Annotated in this window: 24 protein-coding genes and 1 other RNA gene; 6 read left to right on the forward strand and 19 right to left on the reverse strand. The window is 54.8% G+C overall.

Annotated elements, in window-relative coordinates; genetic code table 11:
• Positions 1-8: 8 nt before the first annotated feature.
• The 10 genes from ftsW to rsmI all read right to left on the reverse strand — a co-directional run bounded on the left by ftsW (position 9) and on the right by rsmI (position 10,902).
• On the reverse strand, positions 9-1,190 hold the full coding sequence (gene ftsW / locus ACT3XD_RS00450; RefSeq protein ID WP_192537245.1) for a putative lipid II flippase FtsW: 1,182 nt from the start codon (positions 1,188-1,190) through the stop codon (positions 9-11).
• Complete coding sequence (murD, locus tag ACT3XD_RS00455; RefSeq protein ID WP_192537231.1) at positions 1,187-2,566, reverse strand: UDP-N-acetylmuramoyl-L-alanine--D-glutamate ligase; 1,380 nt, start codon at positions 2,564-2,566, stop codon at positions 1,187-1,189. The genes ftsW and murD overlap by 4 nt, the downstream gene beginning before the upstream one ends.
• A gap of 56 nt (positions 2,567-2,622) precedes the next feature.
• On the reverse strand, positions 2,623-3,705 hold the full coding sequence (mraY, locus tag ACT3XD_RS00460) for a phospho-N-acetylmuramoyl-pentapeptide-transferase (RefSeq protein ID WP_192537229.1): 1,083 nt from the start codon (positions 3,703-3,705) through the stop codon (positions 2,623-2,625).
• 9 nt (positions 3,706-3,714) lie between these two features.
• On the reverse strand, positions 3,715-5,073 hold the full coding sequence (locus ACT3XD_RS00465; RefSeq protein WP_192537227.1) for a UDP-N-acetylmuramoyl-tripeptide--D-alanyl-D-alanine ligase: 1,359 nt from the start codon (positions 5,071-5,073) through the stop codon (positions 3,715-3,717).
• Complete coding sequence (locus ACT3XD_RS00470) at positions 5,070-6,566, reverse strand: UDP-N-acetylmuramoyl-L-alanyl-D-glutamate--2,6-diaminopimelate ligase (RefSeq protein WP_192537225.1); 1,497 nt, start codon at positions 6,564-6,566, stop codon at positions 5,070-5,072. Before ACT3XD_RS00470 ends, ACT3XD_RS00465 begins: the two co-directional genes overlap by 4 nt.
• Before the next feature lie 18 nt (positions 6,567-6,584).
• Positions 6,585-8,270, reverse strand: a complete 1,686-nt coding sequence (locus tag ACT3XD_RS00475; RefSeq protein ID WP_225736069.1) for a peptidoglycan D,D-transpeptidase FtsI family protein — start codon at positions 8,268-8,270, stop codon at positions 6,585-6,587.
• 20 nt (positions 8,271-8,290) lie between these two features.
• The gene (ftsL, locus tag ACT3XD_RS00480) at positions 8,291-8,626 is read right to left on the reverse strand and encodes a cell division protein FtsL (RefSeq protein WP_192537222.1); all 336 of its coding nucleotides are present in this window, start codon (positions 8,624-8,626) and stop codon (positions 8,291-8,293) included.
• Between the two features lie 2 nt (positions 8,627-8,628).
• Entirely contained in the window at positions 8,629-9,585 is a 957-nt protein-coding gene (gene rsmH, locus ACT3XD_RS00485; protein ID WP_192537220.1) for a 16S rRNA (cytosine(1402)-N(4))-methyltransferase RsmH, read from the reverse strand.
• Positions 9,586-9,638: 53 nt separating this feature from the next.
• Positions 9,639-10,012, reverse strand: an RNA gene (rnpB, locus tag ACT3XD_RS00490) — RNase P RNA component class A.
• A 32-nt stretch (positions 10,013-10,044) separates the two neighbouring features.
• Entirely contained in the window at positions 10,045-10,902 is an 858-nt protein-coding gene (gene rsmI, locus ACT3XD_RS00495; RefSeq protein ID WP_192537218.1) for a 16S rRNA (cytidine(1402)-2'-O)-methyltransferase, read from the reverse strand.
• 110 nt (positions 10,903-11,012) lie between these two features.
• On the opposite strand from rsmI, the gene ACT3XD_RS00500 reads away from it, so the two are divergent.
• Genes ACT3XD_RS00500 through ACT3XD_RS00515 form a run of 4 tightly spaced genes read left to right on the forward strand, consistent with a single transcriptional unit; the run spans position 11,013 to position 14,120 of the window.
• Positions 11,013-12,518 (forward strand): penicillin-binding protein activator, encoded by a 1,506-nt coding sequence (locus ACT3XD_RS00500; protein ID WP_192537216.1) that lies wholly within the window; start codon positions 11,013-11,015, stop codon positions 12,516-12,518.
• Positions 12,511-12,879: a YraN family protein gene (locus ACT3XD_RS00505; RefSeq protein ID WP_018915764.1), complete on the forward strand. Its 369-nt coding sequence runs from the start codon at positions 12,511-12,513 to the stop codon at positions 12,877-12,879. The genes ACT3XD_RS00500 and ACT3XD_RS00505 overlap by 8 nt, the downstream gene beginning before the upstream one ends.
• A 24-nt stretch (positions 12,880-12,903) precedes the next feature.
• The gene (locus tag ACT3XD_RS00510) at positions 12,904-13,497 is read left to right on the forward strand and encodes a phosphoheptose isomerase (RefSeq protein ID WP_018915763.1); all 594 of its coding nucleotides are present in this window, start codon (positions 12,904-12,906) and stop codon (positions 13,495-13,497) included.
• Between the two features lie 50 nt (positions 13,498-13,547).
• A complete protein-coding gene (locus ACT3XD_RS00515; protein WP_192537214.1) occupies positions 13,548-14,120 on the forward strand; it encodes a BON domain-containing protein in 573 nt (190 codons plus the stop codon).
• Positions 14,121-14,200: 80 nt separating this feature from the next.
• Here ACT3XD_RS00515 and ACT3XD_RS00520 read toward each other — a convergent pair whose 3' ends face one another.
• From ACT3XD_RS00520 to zapE, 8 genes are all read right to left on the reverse strand, one after another.
• A complete protein-coding gene (locus tag ACT3XD_RS00520; protein ID WP_192537212.1) occupies positions 14,201-14,689 on the reverse strand; it encodes a ClpXP protease specificity-enhancing factor in 489 nt (162 codons plus the stop codon).
• A 62-nt stretch (positions 14,690-14,751) separates the two neighbouring features.
• On the reverse strand, positions 14,752-15,378 hold the full coding sequence (gene sspA, locus ACT3XD_RS00525) for a stringent starvation protein SspA (protein WP_192537210.1): 627 nt from the start codon (positions 15,376-15,378) through the stop codon (positions 14,752-14,754).
• A gap of 143 nt (positions 15,379-15,521) precedes the next feature.
• On the reverse strand, positions 15,522-16,247 hold the full coding sequence (locus ACT3XD_RS00530; protein ID WP_192537204.1) for a cytochrome c1: 726 nt from the start codon (positions 16,245-16,247) through the stop codon (positions 15,522-15,524).
• Positions 16,247-17,500, reverse strand: a complete 1,254-nt coding sequence (locus ACT3XD_RS00535) for a cytochrome b (RefSeq protein WP_192537202.1) — start codon at positions 17,498-17,500, stop codon at positions 16,247-16,249. The genes ACT3XD_RS00530 and ACT3XD_RS00535 overlap by 1 nt, the downstream gene beginning before the upstream one ends.
• The gene (gene petA / locus ACT3XD_RS00540) at positions 17,500-18,096 is read right to left on the reverse strand and encodes a ubiquinol-cytochrome c reductase iron-sulfur subunit (RefSeq protein WP_192537201.1); all 597 of its coding nucleotides are present in this window, start codon (positions 18,094-18,096) and stop codon (positions 17,500-17,502) included. The genes ACT3XD_RS00535 and petA overlap by 1 nt, the downstream gene beginning before the upstream one ends.
• A gap of 226 nt (positions 18,097-18,322) precedes the next feature.
• Entirely contained in the window at positions 18,323-18,712 is a 390-nt protein-coding gene (gene rpsI, locus ACT3XD_RS00545) for a 30S ribosomal protein S9 (RefSeq protein WP_018915756.1), read from the reverse strand.
• Positions 18,713-18,725: 13 nt separating this feature from the next.
• On the reverse strand, positions 18,726-19,154 hold the full coding sequence (gene rplM, locus ACT3XD_RS00550) for a 50S ribosomal protein L13 (RefSeq protein WP_018915755.1): 429 nt from the start codon (positions 19,152-19,154) through the stop codon (positions 18,726-18,728).
• A gap of 217 nt (positions 19,155-19,371) precedes the next feature.
• Positions 19,372-20,553 carry a cell division protein ZapE gene (gene zapE, locus ACT3XD_RS00555; protein WP_192537199.1) on the reverse strand — a complete coding sequence of 394 codons (1,182 nt, stop codon included), beginning with the start codon at positions 20,551-20,553 and terminating at the stop codon, positions 19,372-19,374.
• Between the two features lie 202 nt (positions 20,554-20,755).
• Between zapE and ACT3XD_RS00560 the strand changes: the two genes are divergently transcribed.
• Entirely contained in the window at positions 20,756-21,214 is a 459-nt protein-coding gene (locus ACT3XD_RS00560) for a ZapG family protein (protein ID WP_192537197.1), read from the forward strand.
• A gap of 64 nt (positions 21,215-21,278) precedes the next feature.
• Here the strand turns inward: ACT3XD_RS00560 and ACT3XD_RS00565 are convergent, their stop codons facing one another.
• Positions 21,279-22,040 (reverse strand): Nif3-like dinuclear metal center hexameric protein, encoded by a 762-nt coding sequence (locus ACT3XD_RS00565; RefSeq protein WP_192537195.1) that lies wholly within the window; start codon positions 22,038-22,040, stop codon positions 21,279-21,281.
• 138 nt (positions 22,041-22,178) lie between these two features.
• Between ACT3XD_RS00565 and ACT3XD_RS00570 the strand changes: the two genes are divergently transcribed.
• Positions 22,179-23,420, forward strand: coding sequence for a Do family serine endopeptidase (locus ACT3XD_RS00570; RefSeq protein ID WP_192537190.1), 1,242 nt, complete (start codon positions 22,179-22,181; stop codon positions 23,418-23,420).
• Positions 23,421-23,432 lie beyond the last annotated feature (12 nt).

Here is a 23,432-nt window from a genome sequence, read left to right on the forward strand (position 1 = left end):
ACAAAGTATTACGATAATCGCGGTTCGCTGCGCGATTTATAAGGGGTTGGCGTACGGCGCGGCCGGTGTCTGGTTTCCGCATCTACGCGCAGCAATAAGCCAATCATCATACCGATGACCAGCAGGCTCGACCCGCCATAACTTACCAGCGGTAGCGTCAGCCCCTTGGTGGGCAACAAACCTGAGCTAACCGCCATATTAATAAATGCCTGAGAGGCAATAACAAAGCCGATACCGTAACTCACATAGGCACCGAAAAGATGACCCGCGAGCTCAGCCTTACGTCCAATCAGCATGGCCCGGCTAACCAGTAACGCAAACAGCAGTATGACTACGATTGCCCCAATCATGCCCAGCTCTTCGGCAATGACCGCAAAGATAAAATCAGTATGGGCTTCGGGTAGATAGTGCAGCTTTTGAACGCTATTGCCTAACCCGGTGCCGGTTACATGACCACGTCCAAAGGCAATCAATGCCTGGGTAAGCTGATACCCGGTCGCGAACTGATCGGCCCAAGGGTCTAAAAAACTGGTCCAGCGAGCTAAGCGATACGGCTCTAATACCACCAACATCACCGCCCCGGCGGCGAGTGCCCCGCCACTACCAATCAGTAAAACAAGCGATGCGCCGCTCATCATCAGCATGCCAATCACACATACTGAGTACACCACCATACCGCCAAAGTCGGGTGCTAAAAACAGCAAACTGGCCGGCACGGCCAATACCGCGATAGGCCGCCATAGCGTAAACGCACGAAGGCGCAAATCGTAGGTGAAGCGCGACATAAACATCGCCATGTAAAAAATAAGGCCAATCTTGCCAAGCTCTGACACCTGGAGGTTAGGCAGCGGCCCGGGCAGCGCTATCCAACGCTTACTGCCGTTAATTTCCTGACCGAACAGCAATACCACCACCAACAGCCCAATACTGATTAAGAAAATAAGTGCCGCATTTTGCCGCCAGGCCTCAAGCGGTACGCTGAGCATAAACAGACAGCCTAACGCTGCCACCACCAAGAAAATGCCGTGCTGGCGGAAGTAGTAAAAACTATTATCTAAAAGGCCTACCGAGGCAGAACTAACCATCACCCAGCCTAAGCCGGCGAGTGCCACAGCGGCGGCAATTAACCATATATCGCAGGGTAAATCACGCGTAGTTAGTACGCGATGCAAGCGCTGTACTCGGCTCATAAGGATACCTCCGCCGCTTTGTTTTCGACCCAGTCACGAAAAGCCTTACCGCGGGCCTCATAGCCGGCAAACTGATCAAAACTCGCGCACGCAGGCGATAAGAGTACGCAGTCACCGGGCCTGGCTAAGGCGAAAGCCTCCTCCATCGCCTGCGTTAAATCCCTCACTTGCCGCACCGGCACCTGCGAGGTTATAGCCTGGGCGATGCGACCACTATCTGCGCCAAACAGTAGCGCCTGACGCGCGCAGCGCGCCAAAGGTGTGGCAAGCGGTGTAAAGTCAGCCCCCTTACCAACGCCACCGGCAAGCCAGATTAGGCGACCTTCAAGCGTAGCGCCAAGCCCCTGGATCGCCGCCAATGTGGCGCCCACGTTGGTACCTTTAGAGTCGTTTACCCAGGTAACGTCGTTAATATGCGCCACCGTTTCACTACGATGCGGCAGTCCGGTAAACGTTTTAAGGGTATCGATCATGGCAGATGCGTTAAGCCCTAACGCCTGGCCCATGGCAAGCGCTGCCAAGGCATTGGCATAGTTATGCTGGCCGGCCATTTTCAATTCGCGAGCGGAAAGCCACTGAGTCTGCCCTTGCATTAGTTTGAGATCAGCCTCCTCCCAAACGAGCCCCCAGTGGTTGTCTAAGGGCGCATTCACTGAAAACCGGATAGTCGCCACGTCTTCCTGGGAAGGCCAGGTCAAAGGGTCATCCTGGTTAACAATGACATGCTGTGCACCGATAAAGATGCGCTGTTTGACCTGGCGGTAGGCCTGCATATCGCCATGCCTGTCCAAATGATCTTCACAAAGATTTAAAAACGCAGCGGCCTTGGCGCCTAACGCTGGCGTGGTTTCCAGCTGAAAGCTGGAAAGCTCTAGAATATACAGCTCGGCATCGGGCTGGTCGGCTAACAGGTCGAGCGCGGGAGTGCCGAGATTCCCCCCCACCGCTACCCGCAAGCCAGCGGCTTTGGCCATTTCACCCAGTAATGTGGTCACCGTGGATTTAGCATTAGAGCCGGTAATTGCGGCAATCGGCACTTGGTTGGCCCGCACAAACAGAGCGGTTTCGCCCACCACCATCGAGTCCCCTGTATGCGGGTTGATACGTTCAGCCAAGCCCTCCAGCCCGGGCGTTGCGGGATCAACACCAGGGCTAAGCACCACTTCATGGGCATCGGTAAAATCCAGCGCGGTTAGCGGGCCACACACCACATCCACACCGGGATGAGCCGCATGAAAAGCCGCAAGGCCCGGCGGCTCACTGCGAGTGTCCGCCACCATGAAGGGCATATTCGTGCGTGCCAAATGCCGACAAATTGCTCGACCTGAAAGCCCTAGGCCAACGACAACGCTCATTCCGTTAGGTACTCGCACCATATCTGGCTCCTTTGCGTTATACGCTTAAGGCTGCAGCGGCCCTATCACCGCATCGATTAACGAACCTTGAGCGTCGCGAGGCCCAGTAGTACCAATACCACGGTAATGATCCAGAAACGCACAATGACACGTGGCTCCGGCCAGCCTTTCAATTCGAAGTGGTGATGTAGCGGCGCCATGCGAAAAATACGCCGTCCGGTCATTTTATAAGACCCCACCTGCAGTATGACCGACAGGGTTTCGACGACAAAAATACCGCCCATAATGAACAGGACGATTTCCTGGCGAACAATTACCGCGACCACGCCAAGCGCTGCACCTAACGCAAGCGCGCCTACATCGCCCATAAATACCTGGGCGGGATAGGTGTTGAACCACAAAAAGCCGAGCCCTGCTCCGGCGATGGTCGCACAGAAAATCGCAAGCTCCCCGGTACCGTTAATAAACGGAATATGCAGGTAGTTGGCGAATACAGCATTACCACTGGCATAAGCAAAGACTGACAAGCCCATCGCCACCAGCACGGTGGGCATGATCGCCAAGCCATCCAAACCATCGGTTAGGTTCACCGCGTTGGAACTACCCACAATCACAAAGTAGGTCAGCACGATATAAAACACGCCCAGCGGCAGCGCGATATCTTTAAACAGCGGCACGAGGAGGCTGGTTTCGGCCGGCGTCGCTGCCGTGAAATAAAGCACAAATGCCGCACCAAGCCCGACCACTGACTGCCAAAAGTACTTCCAGCGAGCGGGCAGACCGCGGGGATTTTTCTCAACCACCTTGCGGTAATCATCAACCCAGCCAATGGCTCCGAATCCCAGCGTTACGGCTAGCACCACCCACACATAATGGTTGGTTAAATCGCCCCAGATGAAAGTACTGATAGCCATCGCCAGCAAAATCATCACGCCACCCATGGTAGGCGTGCCCGCTTTTGAAAGATGGGATTGCGGACCATCATCGCGCACGGCCTGGCCTATCTGGCCTTCAACGAGCCGACGGATTACCCACGGCCCCAACCAAAGGCAGAGCATAAGAGAGGTAAGTGCCGCCAAGATGACGCGCAAAGTGAGATAGTTGAAAACCTGAAAGCCCGTTTGGTACTGAGCTAGAAAATTCGCCAAGTGAAGTAACATGAACGGCGTTTACCTTATTTCATCCGAGCGCAGCGCAGCAATGATTTGCTCCATACCCGCGCTGCGCGACCCTTTCACCAGAAGCGTGGTGGCGGGCGGCAAAGTATTAATGACATGACGCGTTAGCGTCTCGTGGTCGTCAAAATGCTGCCCGTGACCAAAGGCGTCACAGGCCGAACGCGCAGCATCACCCAGCGTCAGCAGCCTGTCGATGCCAAGCTCAGCCGCGTAACGGCCAACCTCGGCATGCAATGTTTCAGCGTCATCGCCAAGTTCACCCATGGCGCCCAGCGCACACCAGCGTGGCGCAGGAAAACGCATCAATGTTTCCATCGCAGCCTTGACCGCTCCGGGGTTGGCATTATACGTATCGTCGAGCAGCGTGGCACCGTGCAATCCGGGTACGATGCTTAGTCGCGCGTTAAGTACCGGCAGATTTTGCAAACCGGCCATAACATCGGCAGGCGTAATACCGACCGCCAATGCAGCCGCCGCTGCTGCCAGCGCATTGCTGACGTTATGCTTACCCAGCAAAGCAAGCTGTACATTACCCAGCGGCTTACCATGCTGAACAAGCGTGAAAGCATACCGCCCCTGGGAGTCACAAGAAAGCGCCGACGCGCATACATCCGCTGAGCTATCAAACCCAAAGCTGATGACGCGCCGGGGAGCCGCACAGGCAGCCCAGAAGGCGTAGTAATGGTCATCGCGATTAAGTACCGCAACGCCCTGATCGCTTAAACCGTTGAGCAGCTCGCTTTTCGCCTGAGCAATATGGCCCATGCCGCCAAACTCACCAATGTGCGCACCCGTAACATTGGTGATAATAGCCACATCAGGCAGCGTTAAACGGCTAGACCAGGCAATTTCGCCCAGATGGTTCGCCCCCAGCTCGACTACGCCCGCTTGATGCTCTTCGGTTAGTCTTAAAAGCGTTAACGGAACGCCAATATCGTTATTGAGGTTGCCTTGGGTCGCCAGCACGTCACCGAGAGGCGCCAGCAAGGCAGCGGTCATTTCCTTGACCGTTGTCTTACCGCTATTACCCGTGACGCCGACCAACGGTATAGACCAGCGGCCACGCCAGGCACCGGCTAAAAGCCCCAATCCAAGGCGAGTATCCGGACATACAAGCTGGGGCAGCGGGCTATCTACCTGCTCTTCAACCAATGCTGCGGCAGCACCCTGCTCGTAGGCCTGTCCGATAAAATCATGACCGTTAAAGCGCGGCCCTTTCAACGCTACGAACAGGCAGCCGGGCACAATTTTTCGGGTATCGGTAGCCACAGCCGTCAGCTCTAACGCGGCTTGATCTTCAGATATTGCTACACCCAGCGCCGTTGCTACCTCAGCAAGCGTCCAGCTCATGGTGCATGGCTCCGTAACGCGAAGGCCCGTAACACTTCATCTTCATCGTTATAGGCATGGCGTACGCCATTGATTTCCTGATAGGCCTCGTGGCCTTTTCCAGCAATAAGCACCACATCGTTGTCACCAGCCTGTTGAATCGTTTGGCTAATGGCATGACGACGATCACCTATTTCGATTGGTACCGCAGCCGAGGAGAGCCCCGCGATAATTTGCTGGCGAATCTGCTCTGCTGGCTCGCCCCGCGGGTTGTCATCGGTGACAACTACCTGGTCTGCGAGCAGCTCCGCCGCTTTGGCCATTTCTGCACGCTTACCCGTATCGCGCTCACCGCCACAGCCAAACACACACCAAAGCTTACCCGCTTGACCTAAGTGCGCGCGCAGGGCTTGCAATGCACTGTGCAGCGCATCCGGCGTATGGGCATAATCAATCACAACACTGGGCGTTGATTTCGCGTGGTACAGCGCCATACGCCCAGGTACTGGATCAAGTGCTGCGGCCGCCTCGAACAACGGGTCAATCGCTTGACCCAGACCGTAAAGCACAGCCATCGCCAACAGGACGTTATCCAGGTTAAAACGGCCCATCAGGCCTAGCGTCAATACGCGTTCGCCTTCCGGCGTGGCAATTAGCGCCTGCTGGCCCGTTTCTTTCAGTTGGACATCCAGCACCCGAAAGGTAACAGCTTCATCCTGGCCGGTGGCTAATACGCGCACGCGCTGATCACAGCCAGCCAGCATCAACCGGGCCAGAGGATCGTCCGCATTCACAACGGCAAGCTCGAGCTCGCTACGCCGAAAAAGCTTGGCTTTAGCTGCCGCATAGGCAGCCATACTGCCGTGGTAATCAAGATGATCGCGGGTCAGATTGGTAAATACGCCAACTTTTACGTCGACAGCGTCCAGGCGGTATTGATCCAACGCGTGCGAGGAGGCCTCAAGCGCCACTCGCTTGATCCCCTGGCGGGAAAGCTCGCCAAGCGTTGCCTGTAATGCCAAAGGACCTGGCGTGGTCAAGCCACTATCAGCCAGCTGGCCAGGGCGGCCAACGCCTAATGTACCGATCACACCAGCAGCAGTACCCAGGGCCTCGCTCAACGCCGCAATATAATGTGTGACGGAGCTTTTCCCATTGGTGCCTGTTACGGCGATCACTTCAAGATCAGTAGGCACATCAAAAAGCTGCCTGCCCAGCTCGCCTAAACGTACGGATAAGTGAGGCAGGTAGAGTACTCGTTCTTCCCAAACAGCATGGGGCTGCTTGGTATGCGCTAACACTAGCGAAGCGCCCTGCTCCAGCGCCACTTCAATATAGTCACGCCCATCGCCCTGACTACCCGGCACGGCAACAAACACATCACCTGCTGCCAGCTTGCGTGAATCGGTAATCAAACGCAGCGACTCAGGCAGTGCGGGTAGTGTCTGAGTAAAGGGCTCATTCGGCCATACGCTACCCAGCGCTTCCCATAAATCATTGGGAGCCAACGTCATGCAATCTCCTTAGTCATGCTACTCTTCGACCTCATGGTCTGGCGGCACGTCAAGTAAGCGCAACGCATTACCCGTCACGCTTGAAAAGACCGGCGCGGCAACCGCACCACCATAAAATTCGCCGGCTTTCGGATGATCGATCATTACCACGGTCACAATACGGGGATCAGAAATAGGCGCAATGCCGGCAAACACGCTGCGATAGGCATCCATGGTGTAACCGCCTTGGCCGGATTTACGCACCGTACCGGTTTTACCACCTACTCGATAGCCTTCCACGCGGGCTCGTCGGCCACCGGTATAAGCGGCAACAGATGTTTCCAGAATACTCAGCAGATCGTTGGCGACTGAAGGATCAATCGCGGGTATTCCCTGGGGTGGCTCAGACAGGCGCAATAAAGAAGGTGGCAAACGCATGCCGCCATTGGCTAATGCCGTGTAAGCACTCGCCAGCTGAACGGCGGTAACCGACAGGCCGTAACCGTAAGACAGCGCTGCCCGCTCACTGCGCGACCAGCGCACGGGCGCTGGCAAGCTGCCGTTTGCCTCACCGGGGAACCCCGTGCCAGGTGCCTGCCCAAGCCCCAGCTGATTGTATTTTTCCCAGATAGCCGTATCGCTTAGCTGCAGCGCCAAGCGCGACATACCGATATTGGATGAGTGCTCCAGAATACCCGCTAACGTCAAGTCACCATAATTACGAAAATCGCGAATGGTAAATTGATCGATACGCATCCAGCCAGGCGAAGTATCCACCACCGCATCACGGTCAACAATACCGCTTTCCAATACAGCGGCCATGGCCAGCGGTTTCATAACGGAACCCGGTTCAAAAACATCGACCAATGCTTGATTACGCAGGCCACGCGGATCAAGCCCGGTGCGATTATTAGGGTTATAGGAGGGCAGGTTAGCCATCGCCAACACTTCACCGGTGCGGGCATCCATGGTAACTAGCACTCCGCCGTCGGCATCGTTTTTGGCAACGGCTGCGCGTAGCTCACGATACGCCATATATTGAATACGCTGGTCGATCGACAGCACCAGATCACCGCCTGGTTGGGCTTCGCGCATAACGCCCAGCTCACGCACCAAACGGCCACGACGATCTTTAATCACGCGGCGCTGGCCTGGGTGCCCGGCCAAAAACGGCTGGTAGGAAAGCTCCAGGCCTTCTTGCCCCACATCGTCAACGTTGGTTACGCCGAGTATCTGCGCCGCCACTTCCCCTGCGGGGTAGTAGCGCTTGTACTCTCGTTGCGGGTAAACACCTGGAGTGCGTAAATCAAGGATGCGCTGCGCCGCCTCTGGCGTCATCTGACGGCGCAGATACATGAATTCGCGGCTTCTGTAGCGCTCAACCCGGGACTCGAAATCGTCTAGTGACATGCCCAGCGCCTGCGCCAGCATAAAGCGTTGGATACCGTCGGAAGGCAGTTCCTGAGGATTCGCCCATAGCGTCACGACTGGCGTTGAAATAGCCAGAGGCTCACCGTTGCGGTCAGTGATCATACCGCGGTGGGCAGGTATCGCCTCATGGCGAAGCGTTCTCGCATCCCCCTGGCTTTGCAGGAAAGGCCGGTCGATAACCTGCAGCAACGTGATCCGCCCAATAAGAACGCACGTCACTAAACCGACCATGATCAATATAAACACAAAACGGCCGCCACTCAGCGGTGGAGCAATAGGCTGCTGACGGGACATACCTCCCCGACGCTCGTTTCTCATGGCCGAATGACCTCAACGTCATGCACGTCAGGAATACGCATATCCAGGCGTTCCGTGGCAATTTGCTCAATCCGGGCAGGCGTCGACCACGCACCCTCTTCCAATAAAAGTTGCCCCCACTCGGTTTGCAGCTGGTTTTTTTCCTGCTGAAGATGCTGCAGTTGGGCAAACTGAACGCGCGTCATATGGGTGACGGCAACCGTTGCCAACCCACTGATGATGCAAAGAAAAAACAGCAGACAAATAATAATGGGCCACGTACGAAGACGTAACTTGAAAGGCCATTCGGTGCGTAGCGTTGAGGCCCAACGCTCAATCCGATCCATGCTCATGCTTATACTCGTTTTCGGGCAGCCCGCATAACGGCGCTCCGCGCACGTGGATTACCAGCTACCTCATCATCACTCGGGCGTACGCCTCGACTTAACGCTTCAAGGCGACGGTTTAGTTGGTCATCACGGATAGGTACACCGCGCGGCAGGTGGGTATCGCCACGTACGTGATGACGGATAAAGCGTTTTACGCGACGGTCTTCCAGCGAGTGAAAACTGATAATCACCAAATGACCACCCGGCGCCAGCGCTTCAAGCGCTGCGTCTAAGGCAGCATCTAGCTGATCAAGTTCGCCATTTAAATAAATTCGTAACCCTTGAAATGCTTTTGTCGCCGGATGCTTGCCCTTTTCCCAGGCGGGATGGGCTTTTTTCAACACCTCAGCCAAATCGACCGTATGGGTAAACGGCGCTTCAACACGCCGCTCGACCACAGCACGAGCCAACCGTTTGGCGTAGCGCTCTTCACCATACGTTTTAAATACCTGGGCGATATCGGCCTCCTTCGCGCGCGCGAGAAACTCAGCAGCGCTTTCTCCCTGAGTGGGGTCCATGCGCATATCCAATGGACCATTGCGCATAAAGCTGAACCCTCGCTCAGGATCATCCAGCTGTGGAGAAGAAACGCCGACGTCCAGCAATACACCGGACAGTTTTCCGTATACGCCCTGCTCACGGGCATAGTCTGCCAAGTGGGCAAATTCACGCTGGGTAATTTGAAAGCGAGCATCATTAACTTCAGCGGCAGCCGCAATGGCTTGAGGATCGCGATCCATCGCCATGAGGCGGCCCTGTTCACCCAGGCGCGACAAGATCAGCCGCGAATGGCCTCCTCGGCCAAACGTGCCATCCAGATAAACGCCATCGGGATTATGTATAAGGGTATCGACAGCCCCTTCCAGTAATACGCTGGTATGGCGAAACGGGGAAACGACCTGGTCAGCGTCAGGAGAAGGCATGTTACTCTCACACAATATTTAGAGGGCACGCTAGTGCGAGCCCCTTTATGGAAATGGGGAGTCGGCCGATAAGCCGGGTTCTGTCGTGGACAGTCATTCCTCTAGGCGTTTTGTCACCAAAGCGCTCAAGCAACCTACCCGGACCCAGCGCGGGCCGCGCCATTGGGTCCCTATTTGGTCTTGCTCCGAGTGGGGTTTACCATGCCACGCACTGTTGCCAGGCGCGCGGTGCGCTCTTACCGCACCCTTTCACCCTTACCGGCCCCTTGAGGTTTATTTCAAAGGGCTTAGGCGGTCTACTCTCTGCTGCACTTTCCGTCGGCTTACGCCGCCCAGGCGTTACCTGGCACTCTGCCCTATGGAGCCCGGACTTTCCTCCCCCAGCCCATCCAAAAGATGGGTTAGCGGCGACTGTCTGGCCAACTCCGGCGGCAAGCATACCAGCGCCCTCGCTTCGCCTCAATGCTCGGTTTTAATTGCCTGCAATCTTGCATACCATTCCTGCTTGCGCCCACCCAGCATTCGAGCCACTATCGCCGCCCCCTGCTTGACCCCCACTCCCTCATCCAGCAGTACCTTCATCAGCTGATCGGCGCTAATATCCTGATGCTCACTCTGTGTAACCGGTGGCGCGCCCGCCAGCATGACGACAAACTCACCCCTTGCCTGATTAGGATCGTCAGCCAACTGGGCCAGCAGTTCTTCAGGCGTGCCTTGCAAAAATGTCTCAAACGTTTTGGTCAACTCTCTGGCAAGCACTACACTGCGCTCGGGCATCTGCTCGTGCAGCGCTTCAAGGGTATGCACAATACGGTGCGGCGACTCGTAAAACACCAGGGTCTCTTCCCGGGCTTGCCACTCTTCCAGCGCCTGACGGCGCGCCCCCGGCTTGGCGGGTAAAAAGCCGCCAAAGGTGAAGCGATCTGTAGGCAAGCCGGCGCCAGATAACGCCGTTACCAACGCACACGGGCCAGGTAATGCCACCACATGCCGACCGCGGAGGCGCAGCTCTCTCACCAGAACGAAGCCCGGGTCGCAGATAAGCGGCGTTCCCGCATCACTTATCAAGGCAATATTTTCACCCGCCTGCAGGTAGGCATCCAGCGTATCCACCCGGCGCGCCTCGTTATGTTCATGCAGCGACAACATGGGCGTATTAACCCCTAAATGGGCCAATAAGCGTGCACTATGGCGCGTATCCTCTGCCGCGATGCGCGATACTTCCGCTAATACCCGAGCTGCACGCGGCGATAGATCGTCCAAATTCCCAATTGGGGTGGCAACCACGTACAATGTGCCCGGATTGTGGTGTGTCATCGTGACTCCAGATTTGTTAATGGCTTGCTCTGACGGTGCGCTATGCTTGTGCAATGCCAACGAAATGCCAACAAGCGGCGACAGCGCAAATGAAAACTAAGGAAGGATACATGAAACAGTCTCTGCGTGGCGTACTCGCCACTGCCCTCATAGCACTTCTCATGACCGGCTGTGCGATGCAGTCACCTAGCGTGGTTGACCGCGCGGATGATCAGGAAGCGAGCCGCTTGCTAAGTCAGGCGGAACAGCAAGCCCCGGATCAAGCCGCCAAGACGCGTCTGGAAGCGGCCACTATTTTGGCGCAACAAGGCCAGCGGGAAGATGCCTTTGCAGCCGCCGATGCCATCGATGAAGCCAGGCTGTCAGAAACGGATCGCGTTCGCTGGGCGCTGCTTTTCTCAGAACTCGCTCGCGCAATGGATGACCCGCGCGCCGTATTACGCGCAACCCAGGTGCTCAACGATGACCTGCCAATGCAGGATGACCAGCAGGAAACCCTGATCGACCGCCAGAGCTGGGCACGTAATGCCTTAAATCAGCTTGACCCTGACAACCTAGCGCTGCCCGGCCTTGAAGGCCAGGATATCCGCCGCATCGTGGTTGCCCTGCCTGAGTCCGGCCCGCTTAGCAGCGTTGCAAACACATTAGCTACCGCAATGCGCCGCCATAATGAGATCAAGGGAGACAACGTACAGCTGAGCTTCCTAGACGCCTCTCAATACTCCATGGATGAGCTTTATAGCCGTGCTGAACAGATGAATGCCCAACTGGTCATCGGCCCGCTTGAAAAAGAACAGGTTAGCCAGCTGGAACAGCGTAATAGCGTGCCGCTGCCTACCCTCGCGCTTAACTATGGTAGTGGTGAGCAAAACCGTGCTGCGCGCCTGTTCCAGTACGGGCTTTCCGCTGAGGACGAAGCCCGTCAAGCTGCCCGTCGCGCCTATCAAGACGGCCGCCGCAGCATGTCGGTGATGGTGCCTGACAACGACTGGGGACGCCGCGTGGGCGAGGCTTTCTGGAATGAATTCCACCGCGAAGGAGGCGAGGTTACCAACGCCGTTCGCTATAACCCCGAAAGTCCGGTCGCCAATGCCGTAAAAACGGCCCTGAATGTGAGTGGCGAGCGCGCCCAGCTTGGCAGCATCGACGCTCTTTTCCTGCTCGCGCTGCCCGACTACGCACGCCAGGTACCGCCCACACTGGATTACTACTACGCGCCCAACCTACCTATCTATGCAACCTCACACCTGCATGAAGGCCGTTTGCAAACGCGCCGCGACCAGGATCTAAACGATGTTATGTTCGTGGATATCCCTTGGCAAATTCCTGATGCTGCGGTGGGTGGCGAAGAAATACTGCCCTTTTACCCCACCTATCAACGCTTGAGCGAAGAAGCCGATGCGTCCATGTTCCGCCTGATGGCCATGGGCGTGGATGCTTATGAAATCGCGACTCACCTATCGGATATCGCCTCGCTTGACGGCATGCGCGGCAGCACTGGTACGCTCTACCTAACCGGCGACGGTCGTATATACCGCGAACTGCCGTGGGCCAAGTTCCAAAATGGCACGCCTTCTCCCATCTTGATCCCGAGTCAAACCAGCGGTAATGAATAACGCCCAAACGGCGCGCAAGCGCGGTGCAGCCATTGAGCAGTTAGCCGCTCAATGGCTGCAGCAGAAGGGCTTGACGCTTGTGGCTCAAAACCACCATGTCAAAGGTGGCGAGCTGGATATCGTGATGCGTGACGGCAGCACGTTGGTGTTTGTAGAGGTCAAACATAGGGTAACCACCCGCTACGGCCACCCGTTGGAAACCATAACGGCTACAAAACGGCAGCGCCTGATACGTGCGGCCCAGCTATATATTGGCAAATACGGCCTTACATCTCCCTGCCGCTTTGATATTCTTGCTATTACTGGCGCGCCGCCCAACCTTGAGTTCCACTGGGAAAAAGCGGCTTTTGATGCCTACTGATTCTATTTTAACTAGGAAGCCCTAATGGATTTTCAATCGCGTATTCTTGACCACTTTAACGCCAGCATTGATACGAAAACCTATGCTAGCGAAGTACTGCCACCGTTTATCGAAGTTGCCAGCCAAATGATGGTGCAGTGCTTAGTGAGTGAAGGAAAGATTCTTGCCTGTGGCAATGGCGGTAGCGCCGGTGACAGTCAGCACTTTTCGTCGGAGCTGCTTAATCGATTTGAGCGTGAACGCCCCAGCCTGCCGGCCCTGGCATTAACCACCGACACTTCAACGCTAACCTCTATCGCTAACGACTATAGCTATAACGAGGTGTTCTCCAAGCAGATCCGCGCATTGGGCCAGCCCGGCGATATTCTGCTTGCGATCTCAACAAGCGGCAATTCCGCGAACATCGTGCAAGCGATCCAGGCCGCTCATGATCGGGAAATGACCGTGGTGGCTCTGACCGGGCGCGATGGTGGTAATATGGCCTCTCTACTTGGTCAGGATGATTGCGAGATTCGCGTTCCCGCGACATCAACGGCAAGAATTCAAGAGGTTCATTTACTGGTCATTCACTGCTTGTGCGATCTTATTGATGAGCAGCTGTTCGGCAGCGCGGCATAACTCGTCGCCTCACCTCTTATTACTTTCATTAAGATAAGGAGTCATTCACCATGGCCATACGTTTTTCTACTCGCCAGCTGCTGGTCGCGACCCTGTTATCTGCTGCACTTATTAGCGGCTGTGCGACCAATACTGCGTCAAACCCGTCCAACTACGGCCAACGCAGTGATGACGTGCAAGCAGTGGACGCCACCATTGAGCGTGAGGCTGAACGTGCGCTGGATCGCGCCGATGCACGCCTGGGCGATGCCCGCATTCGCGCGCACAGTTACAACGGCTCGCTGTTATTAGTGGGCCAGGTGCCCAGCGAAGAGCTTCGCACGAAAGCCGGCGATGTTGCACGCAACTTGCGCGGCGTTAATCAAGTGCATAACGAACTCACCATCGCCGCTCGCCTTCCGGCCAGCCAACGCCTGACAGATACCTGGTTAACCACCAACGTGGTGAGCACACTGGCGACCAACGATCGCATCGATTCATCCAAGCTCAAGGTGACGACTGAAAATGCCAGCGTCTACCTGATGGGCATGGTGACTCACGAAGAAGCCGACCGGATAGTCAACGCCGCGTCATCGGTCGGCGGAATTCAGCGAATCGTCAAGGTATTTGAATATATCGACTAAACGCTCAGCGCTAGTCAAAAAAAACCTCGCACATTGTCTGTGCGAGGTTTTTTTATGACCAGGTCAATCACGATGCTTAGTTATTTAACCACCCGAAGCGTCGGTTTTTTCTTGGGCTTTGAAGGCGCCGATGATGATTCAGAAACATCATCAAGCTCGCTTTCAGGCACCGGATCCGTCACAGATAGCTCAGGCTTGGAAGGCGCATCGGGTGCTTCATTAAATAAAGCCTCCTCATCATCCGTCGTTTCACCCAATTCCGGCTCATGACCAAAGACCATGCCCACACCGTTCTCACGCGCATAGATAGCGATAAGCGCCGGAATCGGCACCATCACCTGCATTGGCTGGCCACCAAAGCGGGCATTGAAACTGATGGCTTGATTTTCCATAAACAGATCGCGCACAGCCGTCGGCGCTACGTTCAAGACAATCTGACCATTTTGCACAAACTGACGCGGCACCTCGACCCCGGCTTGCGTCGCATCAACGACCAAATAGGGCGTCAACTCATTATCCAACAGCCACTCATAGAGCGCTCGGGCGAGATAGGGGCGACTCGACTTCATAAGACTCCCTCCTCCTAACAAGTAAGACCCCGGCCTTTCTCAGGCGACGGGGCCATGTAAATTCAAGCACGCATCTCTTTTTCATGCTCATTCAAGGATGCTTTGAACGCTTCCCGCTCAAATACTCGCGACATGTAACTTAACAGTGGTTTTACCTGTTTTTCAGGCAATTCGATATTCAAGTCGGGAAGGCGCCACAAGATCGGTGCAAGGCAACAATCTACTAACGTGAATTCTTCGCTCATAAAGAAGGGCATATCTTCAAAAATAGGCGAAATACCAATCAGGCTTTCACGTAGCTCTTTACGCGCTTTTTCAGCTTCTTTTTTCCCGCCACTGCGAATCTGGTCGACCATGGGGCACCATTCACGCTCAATACGGTGCATCCACAAACGGCTTTGCGCACGGGCAACAGGATAAACAGGGAGTAAAGGAGGATGCGGAAAACGCTCATCCAGATACTCCATCATGACCTTAGACTCATAAAGCACTAAATCACGATCTAAAAGCGTAGGTACGCTATTATACGGGTTGAGGTCTGCTAAATCTTCAGGTGGTTGTTCCACGTTAACATCAACGATATCAACAGCCACCCCCTTCTCAGCCAGCACAATGCGCACGCGATGACTGAAATGATCATCACTACCTGAGTAAAAAATCATCGACGACCGCTTGGCCACAACACCCATGAAAGCATCCTCGCATCAAAACAATTATGGATAATAACACGCCAAAGCCACCTTATGGTAAGGCAGCCCGTTTTGGGTTACTGCTTGACATCAAAACAACATAAGCATGGCTTATGCTGCCAACTTATTTACGTCCAACCACGTCAATACACATCTTTCCAGTACTCACGCTTAAGAAAGTAGACAATGACGCTAAAAATAAATAAAAAAATCATAATCTTAGGCGCCACAGCTTGAGCTTTCAGTCGATAAGGTTCACTAACATAGGCTAAGAAATTAGTAATATCGTATACCGCACTTTCAAACTCATCGGGCGCCATCACCCCAGGTGTTATCACTTTCAAGCGATCGCATCCTTGCTGCTCAGCTTTAGAGCAATCCAGCACCTGTACCCCCTGAAGCGGCTCAAGCACATTGGGCATGGCCACTGAGTCAAACAGCGTATTATTGACGCCATTCGGACGACTAGAGTCTTGATAAAACCCCAGCAGATAAGCATTCACCCAGTCAGCCCCCCGCAGACGTACCGTCAGCGACAAATCCGGCGGTGCAACGCCCCACCACTGCGCTGCTTCTTCCGCCCTCAAGGCATTATGCATAGGGTCATTAAAGTCGGCCGCCGATGAAAACATGACGGCCTCCTCCATCAGCGCCTGAGGAATATCCAGATCATTGGCTGTGCGTGAAAATCGCTGATAGCTCAGCGTATGGCAACCCAAGCAATAATTGACGTAAAGCTTTAGGCCATTCTGTAGTGACGCCTGATCCTGCAAGTCAGGCGCCCCCGAGCGTAATTCGCGCTCGCCCTGCCCGCCTACTGCTATTATGGGCATTAGCAAAAAGTATACTGCTATCCATAGATGCTTCATCAGCCGGTCACCCTTTCGGGCACAGGTTTGGTTTTTTCCAAACGGGTATAAATAGGCATGAACAGAAAATAGGCAAAGTAAGTCGCGGTAAACAGTTGCGCCAAGTGCGTTCGCACAGGCGTGGATGGCAACATACCCAGCACACCCAAAGCGACAAAACTTACCCCAAACAGCCCCAACATTAGCTTTGATAGCCAGCCCTTGTAGCGCATGGAACGAACTGGGCTACGATCCAACCACGGCACAACAAAAAGTACTGCAATGGCGCCGCCCATGAAAACGACGCCCAGAAACCTGGCGTCCAAACCAAATATTGAAAAGTTGATCGCACGCAAAATGGCGTAAAAGGGCGTGAAGTACCAAACCGGCGCAATATGATCAGGCGTTTGCAGCGGATTGGCCGGCTCAAAGTTTGGCTGCTCAATAAAATAACCGCCGCCTTCTGGAAAATAAAAAATAACCCCACAAAAAACGCACAAGAAGATCGCCACGCCAAGTAAATCCTTGACGGTATAATACGGATGAAATGGGATACCATCCAGCGGTTTACCCGCATCGTCGATGCGCATTCGAATATCAATACCGTCGGGGTTATTCGACCCTACTTCATGCAGCGCCACAATATGCAGCACTACCAGGCCCAGAATAACCAGCGGCAAGGCGACGACATGTAACGCAAAAAAACGATTCAAGGTAACACCCGATACCAGGTAATCGCCACGCACCCACTGAGCAAGCCCCTCTCCGATACCTGGAATCGCCGAGAATAGCGATGTAATTACCTGCGCCCCCCAGTAGGACATCTGCCCCCAAGGCAGCAGATAGCCCATAAACGCCTCAGCCATCAGCACCAGATACAAGGCCATTCCAAACACCCACACAAGCTCGCGCGGCGCCTTGTATGAGCCGTACAGAAGCCCACGAAACATATGCAGATAGACAACGATAAACAGCGCTGAGGCGCCGGTGGTATGCATATGACGGATCAGCCATCCCCACTCCACGTCACGCATAATGTACTCAATGGACGCGAAGGCCCCTTCGGCAGTCGGACTATAGCTCATGGTTAGCCAGATGCCGGTTAACAGCTGATTAACCAACACCAACAGAGCAAGCGAGCCAAACACATACCAGACATTAAGGTTTTTAGGAACGTAGTAACTGGCGAGATGGTCGCGCCATAGCCTGCTTGCCGGAAAGCGCGTGTCCAGCCATTTCATAAAACCACCGCCTGTCTTGTCCTGCGACGCCATCAACCCGCCTCCTGATCCTCACCCACTACGATAATATGCTCGCTTAGATAATGATAAGGCGGCACCTCCAGATTGATTGGCGCGGGCATGCTTGCATACACACGCCCGGCCAAATCAAACCGCGAGCTATGGCAAGGACAGAAGAACCCTCCAGGCCAGTGATCATCACCCGCCTGAGCATCAGGCTCGGGGCGATACAGCGGCGAGCAGCCAAAATGCGTACACAGGCCAACCAGCACGCCGACCTCAGGCCTGAGCGAACGGAGCTCCCCTTGCACGTAAGCAGGCTGCTGCGGCTGGCGTGAATCAGGATCTGCCAGATAATCCGCCGGCAGCGCCTGCGTACGCGCGATCATTTCAGACGTACGGCGAATGATCCATATCGGCCGCCCCCGCCACTCAACGGTCATACGCTGCCCTGGGCGCAGCTTGGATATATCAGCCTGAACCGGCGCACCCGCCGCACGCGCTCGCGCGCTCGGCTTCCACGAAGCCACAAATGGAACGGCCACGCCGATAACACCCACCGCCCCCATAACGGAAGTAGCCCCGACAAGGAAACGTCGTCGACCTTTATTAACGCCGTGGTCTGCCATACGGGACTTCTCCCATTCAAATCTTCATGTGGCTATAAACATGTGACTATAAATTAACGCTTAACAATAAGCGTGCAGAGTGTTGGATGCGACACACAGAAAGGTTGCCACTCACTGCTTTAAAGACAGCAAAATAGCATAACGCCCAAGCCATAGGGATTTTGATTTTACAATAAAAAACGCCCAGGCCGGTGGCCTGGGCGTTTTGCCGCACAGCGTTGGAAAATTAACGCTTGGAGAACTGCGGACGACGACGTGCTTTGCGCAGGCCGACTTTCTTACGCTCAACTTGACGAGCATCACGCGTAACGTAGCCAGCGGCACGTAGCGCAGGACGCAGGTCTTCGTTGTAGTTCATCAGGGCGCGAGTAATACCGTGACGAATAGCACCTGCTTGAGAGGAGCCACCACCGCCAGCGACAGTGATGAACAGGTCAAACTGGTTCAGCGTCTCAGTCAACTCAAGCGGCTGACGAACCACCATACGACCAGTCACACGACCGAAATACAGGTCGAGGTCTTTATCGTTAACGGTGATTTTGCCAGAGCCCGGCTTCATAAACACGCGAGCGGTGGAAGTCTTGCGGCGCCCGGTACCGTAATACTGCTGTGTCATGGCGAAGATTTCCTCAGATGTTCAGTTCAAGCGGCTGTTGAGCAGCATGCGGATGCTCGGCACCGGCGTACACTTTTAACTTGGTATACATGGCACGACCCAGCGGACCTTTCGGCAGCATACCTTTAACGGCGAACTCAATGATGCGCTCGGGCGCATGATCAAGCATTTTGTCAAACGTCATGGAACGCAGACCGCCCGGGTAACCGGTATGGCGGTAATAGGTCTTAGCCTTCGCCTTGTTGCCAGTTACATGGACTTTCTCGGCGTTAATCACAACGATGTAGTCGCCAGTATCAACGTGAGGGGTAAATTCGGGCTTATGCTTGCCACGCAGGCGGCGAGCAATCTCGGTTGCCAGACGACCGAGCGTTTTGTCCGTGGCGTCGACTACATACCAGTCGCGCTGGACGGACTGCGGCTTAGCACTGAACGTCTTCATGGATGAAATCACCAGATTAAGTGTGTTGGGTGACTACCACCGCCAAGCGGTGAAGCACCATCCCTATTTTTTTTGGTTGCCAGGAAATTACCTTAGCAACATGCAGCGAGGCGGCATTCTACAGTAAGACACTCGACAAGTTAAGGCCTATCGATGTTTTTTCTCTACCCTGCCGCTTCGGCAAAACAGCCATAGCGTTCTATCAAGGCTTATGGGATCAAGGCTTATGGGGCAACGCCAGATATTCGCGCGACTGCATCTCCTGAAGCCGCGACAGCGTGCGTTGAAACTCAAAGGTTAGCTTACCGCCACTATAAAGCGACTCAATAGGTACTTCTGCGGACATTAAAAGCTTTACGCCACGGTCATAAAATTCGTCGACCATGTTGATAAACCGACGCGCCTGATCATCATGCTTTGCATCCATTGGCGTGACGTTGGACACCAGCACGGCATTAAAACCTCGCGCAAGCTCGATATAGTCGTTCTGGCTACGCGGCCCGTCGCACAGTTCCAAAAACTCGAACCACGCGACATTTTCCTGAAGCCTACGGGTTTTAAGCACCCGGTGATTAATTTCCAGCGGGGCATCTGCCTCACCTTCCTGCCCGGCGATCTCCCGAAAACTGCGCGCAAGCTCCAGCTCTGCCGCCTTATCCAGCGGCGAGTGAAAAATTTCAGCGCGTTCAAGCGCACGCAGCCGGTAGTCCACGCCGGAATCAACGTTAACGACATCGCAGTGGCGCTTGACCAAGTCGATAGCAGGCAGGAAGCGCGCCCGCTGCAGACCATCCTTATAAAGGTCATCGGGTACGATATTGGACGTAGCGACCAGCACAACCCCACGTTCAAACAACGCTTCCATTAAATTCGCCAGAATCATGGCATCGGTAATGTCTTTGACAAAAAACTCATCAAAGCAGATCACTCGCGCTTCCGAGGCGAACTTACCGGCAATTAAGGTAAGCGGATTTTTTTCGCCTTTATAGTGGGTCAGCTCATTGTGAACCCGCTGCATAAACCGATGGAAGTGGGTGCGCATCTTTTCGGGAAAAGGTAGCGCCTCATAAAAGGTATCCACTAGATACGTTTTGCCGCGCCCCACGCCACCCCAGAAATACAGGCCACGCACCTGAGGCAAGGCTGGCTCGCCTGAAGACGCTGATTTACCAAACAGGCCCGCCATCTTGGCCTTGAGTCCTCTGTTGGCGATCACCGTTTTAGGCACGGTAGTCGGCGCGGCGATCAAATCGTCATAAAGCCGCTGCAGATGTTTGACTGCCGACTCCTGAGCCGCATCATACTGAAAGTCTTCGCGCGTTAAATCAGCGCGATAGCGCTCGATCGGCGTTGGTCGAGATGACGGACTCACCTTTTTATCTGCAGAAGTAGATGGCATTTAATCGCCTCCAAAACGTATTACGACGGTGTTGACGATGCGACCGACCGCCCTTCAAAAAGGGGTGATTATACGCGGCGAACACTCTAAGCGCATGGTTGGATTGACCTAACCAACCAATCGACGCTTATAATGAAGATTGTTCGTTCGCAAACCGCTCACCTTACATTGGCGGAGCGCATCAAGCGTCAGGGAGAAAACTGTGGAAGCAAGCTCGCCTTATACCTTTGCCATTGTTGGCATCATTATCGGCTTCATCATCGGTTTAGGATGCTACCGTTTGTTCAGTAAAGGAGAGCGTAACAATGCCTCCTTGCGCCAAACACTGCTGGAACGAGAACATCAAATTGCCGAGCTCAAGAAAGGGATGGGCGGCCATCTCACCGGCGTTTTTCAACGCCTGGACAGCATTCGGTCCGAGGCCGACCAGCTTGAACACCAGATCAGAGAGGATGCCGAGGAGTGGCACCTAGGCAGCAGCACCCCGCCTGAGCTCAAAGAGCGCCAGCCGATACACCAACCAACTGCCAGCCAGGCTTCAGATAGCCCGCTAACGACGCCTCGCGACTATGCCGATGGCAAAAACGGCACGCTATCAGAGAATTTCGGCCTAAAAGATAGCGCCACGAACACGAACGCCCCTCAACCACCCCGCTATTAAGCCAGCGCTGCTTATTAAGCGAAGGGCGGGCAGCGATGAAGGCTGCCCGCCCCCTGTCGCATGGTCAGGCGGGGTTATCTATATCGACAAAGCGGTGCTCAATCCCGTGCTCAGCAGCCAACCACTCCCCCAGCGCCTGAACGCCGTAACGCTCGGTGGCATGATGCCCCGCGGCAATATAGTGAATGCCCAACTCGCGCGCCAGATGAGTCGTCCGCTCGGAAATCTCCCCTGATATAAAGGCCTGGGCACCGGCGTCATAAGCAGCCGTAATCATGTCCTGCGCCCCGCCTGTACACCACGCAATTCGCTCAATATCGTTGTCATTATCCGCCTCAATCACCAGCGGAGAACGATGCAACGTACCAGCTATCTGAACCGCCAGGGTGTGAATACGCTGTGCCTGAGGCAAGCGCCCCGACCAGAGAAATCCCTCGCCCAACTCACCGTCCAGACAGCCCTCCACTTTCCAGCCTAAACGTCTGGCAAGCTCTGCGTTGTTACCCATTTCACTGTGTGCATCAAGCGGCAAGTGATAGGCAAGCAAGTTAATCTCATGATCCATCAGTGTTTTGATGCGCTTATATTTCATGCCGGTAATCGCGACCGGTTCATTTTTCCAAAAATAGCCATGGTGAACCAAGACCATATCGGCCTGCCAAGCGACAGCTTCATCCAATAGCGCCTGGCAAGCAGTGACGCCCGTCATCACGCGACTCACCTGCTCGCGTCCGGCCACCTGCAAACCATTGATGGTAAAATCCTTAAATGTCGAAGCCCGCAACTGATGGTCGCAAGCGGCTACTATCTGATCGCGATGGGTCACAAAGACTCCTTTAATGATTCTCTGACTACCGTGAGGAACTAAGCTAGAAAGTGTTACCATCATGCCATAGTAAAACTCGCTTCGTGTTATCGCGAACCTCACATTTGATAAGACCACTACCCGCTGAGGAATTTTTGCATGCACCGCTTTGTGCTGCCTTATGTATGGCCTATTTTGACCGGGGTACTGCTCGCTGCCCTGCTTTTATTTGCATTTCCAGAGCACATACCCAATCCATTTAATAATGCGCCCGCACCTGCGCAGACACCCGCCTCGCCGCTAGTCACCGCAAGCGAGCAGGCAAGCAGCCGTCCGGCGCCCGAAGTTCGCCAGGCAGCGCCCCTTTCCCGCGACCAGGGCCCGGCCAGCTATTCACACGCGGTCAATCAGGCCGCCCCTGCGGTGGTTAACGTTTACTCGTCGCGCATTGTCGAGCGTGACCAGCACCCCTTGATGTCGGATCCTTTCTTCCAGCAATTTTTTAATGGCGATGACGCTACGACGCACCAGCGTATGCTCTCAAGCCTCGGGTCAGGGGTTATCATCAGCCACGATGGCTATGTATTGACCAACCATCACGTCATTAATGGCGCAGACGAGATCCAGGTCGCGCTACGCGATGGCCGCGAAACCCTTGCCGAAGTCATCGGCACCGACCCAGAAAGCGATTTGGCCGTTCTGCGTATCAATCTTGAAGACCTACCGGTTATTGAAATGGCTGACTCAGAAGATGTCGCCGTGGGTGATGTGGCACTGGCGATCGGTAATCCCTTTGGCGTTGGCCAAACCGTAACCATGGGCATTATTAGCGCCACGGGGCGAAGCCATTTAGGACTAAATGCCTACGAAGACTTTATTCAGACCGATGCGGCGATCAATCCCGGTAATTCCGGCGGCGCACTGGTCAACCCCGACGGGGCACTGGTGGGTATCAATACTGCGATATTTTCCCGCTCGGGCGGCTCTCAAGGTATCGGCTTTGCGATCCCCGCCAACCTTGCACACAGCATTTTAGATGAACTGGTAACTCAAGGTCGGGTTATTCGTGGCTGGCTGGGCATCGAAGCGCAGGCGCTATCCCGGGAACTGGCCGCCTCGTTTGGATTACGCACCCCTCAAGGGGTTATTGTGGCAGGCGTCGTCAGTGGCGGCCCGGCAGATAAAGCAGGCCTTCAGCCCGGCGATATTTTGCTGTCGGTTGACGGAAAAACCGTTCTGGATGCCCGCGCCACCATGAGCAACATTGCCTCCATCGAACCCGGTACATCGTTACCGCTCACCATAGTACGTAGCGGCGAGCGGATAGACGTAACGCTTGAAGTGGGCGAACGCCCGATTATCAATGATGCGCCGGCAGGCGAGCGACCCAGTGACTCCTGAGGCTCGCCTGAC

The organism is Halomonas sp. AOP7-B1-5 (assembly GCF_052353045.1).
Classification (GTDB): Bacteria; Pseudomonadota; Gammaproteobacteria; order Pseudomonadales; family Halomonadaceae; genus Vreelandella; species Vreelandella colorata.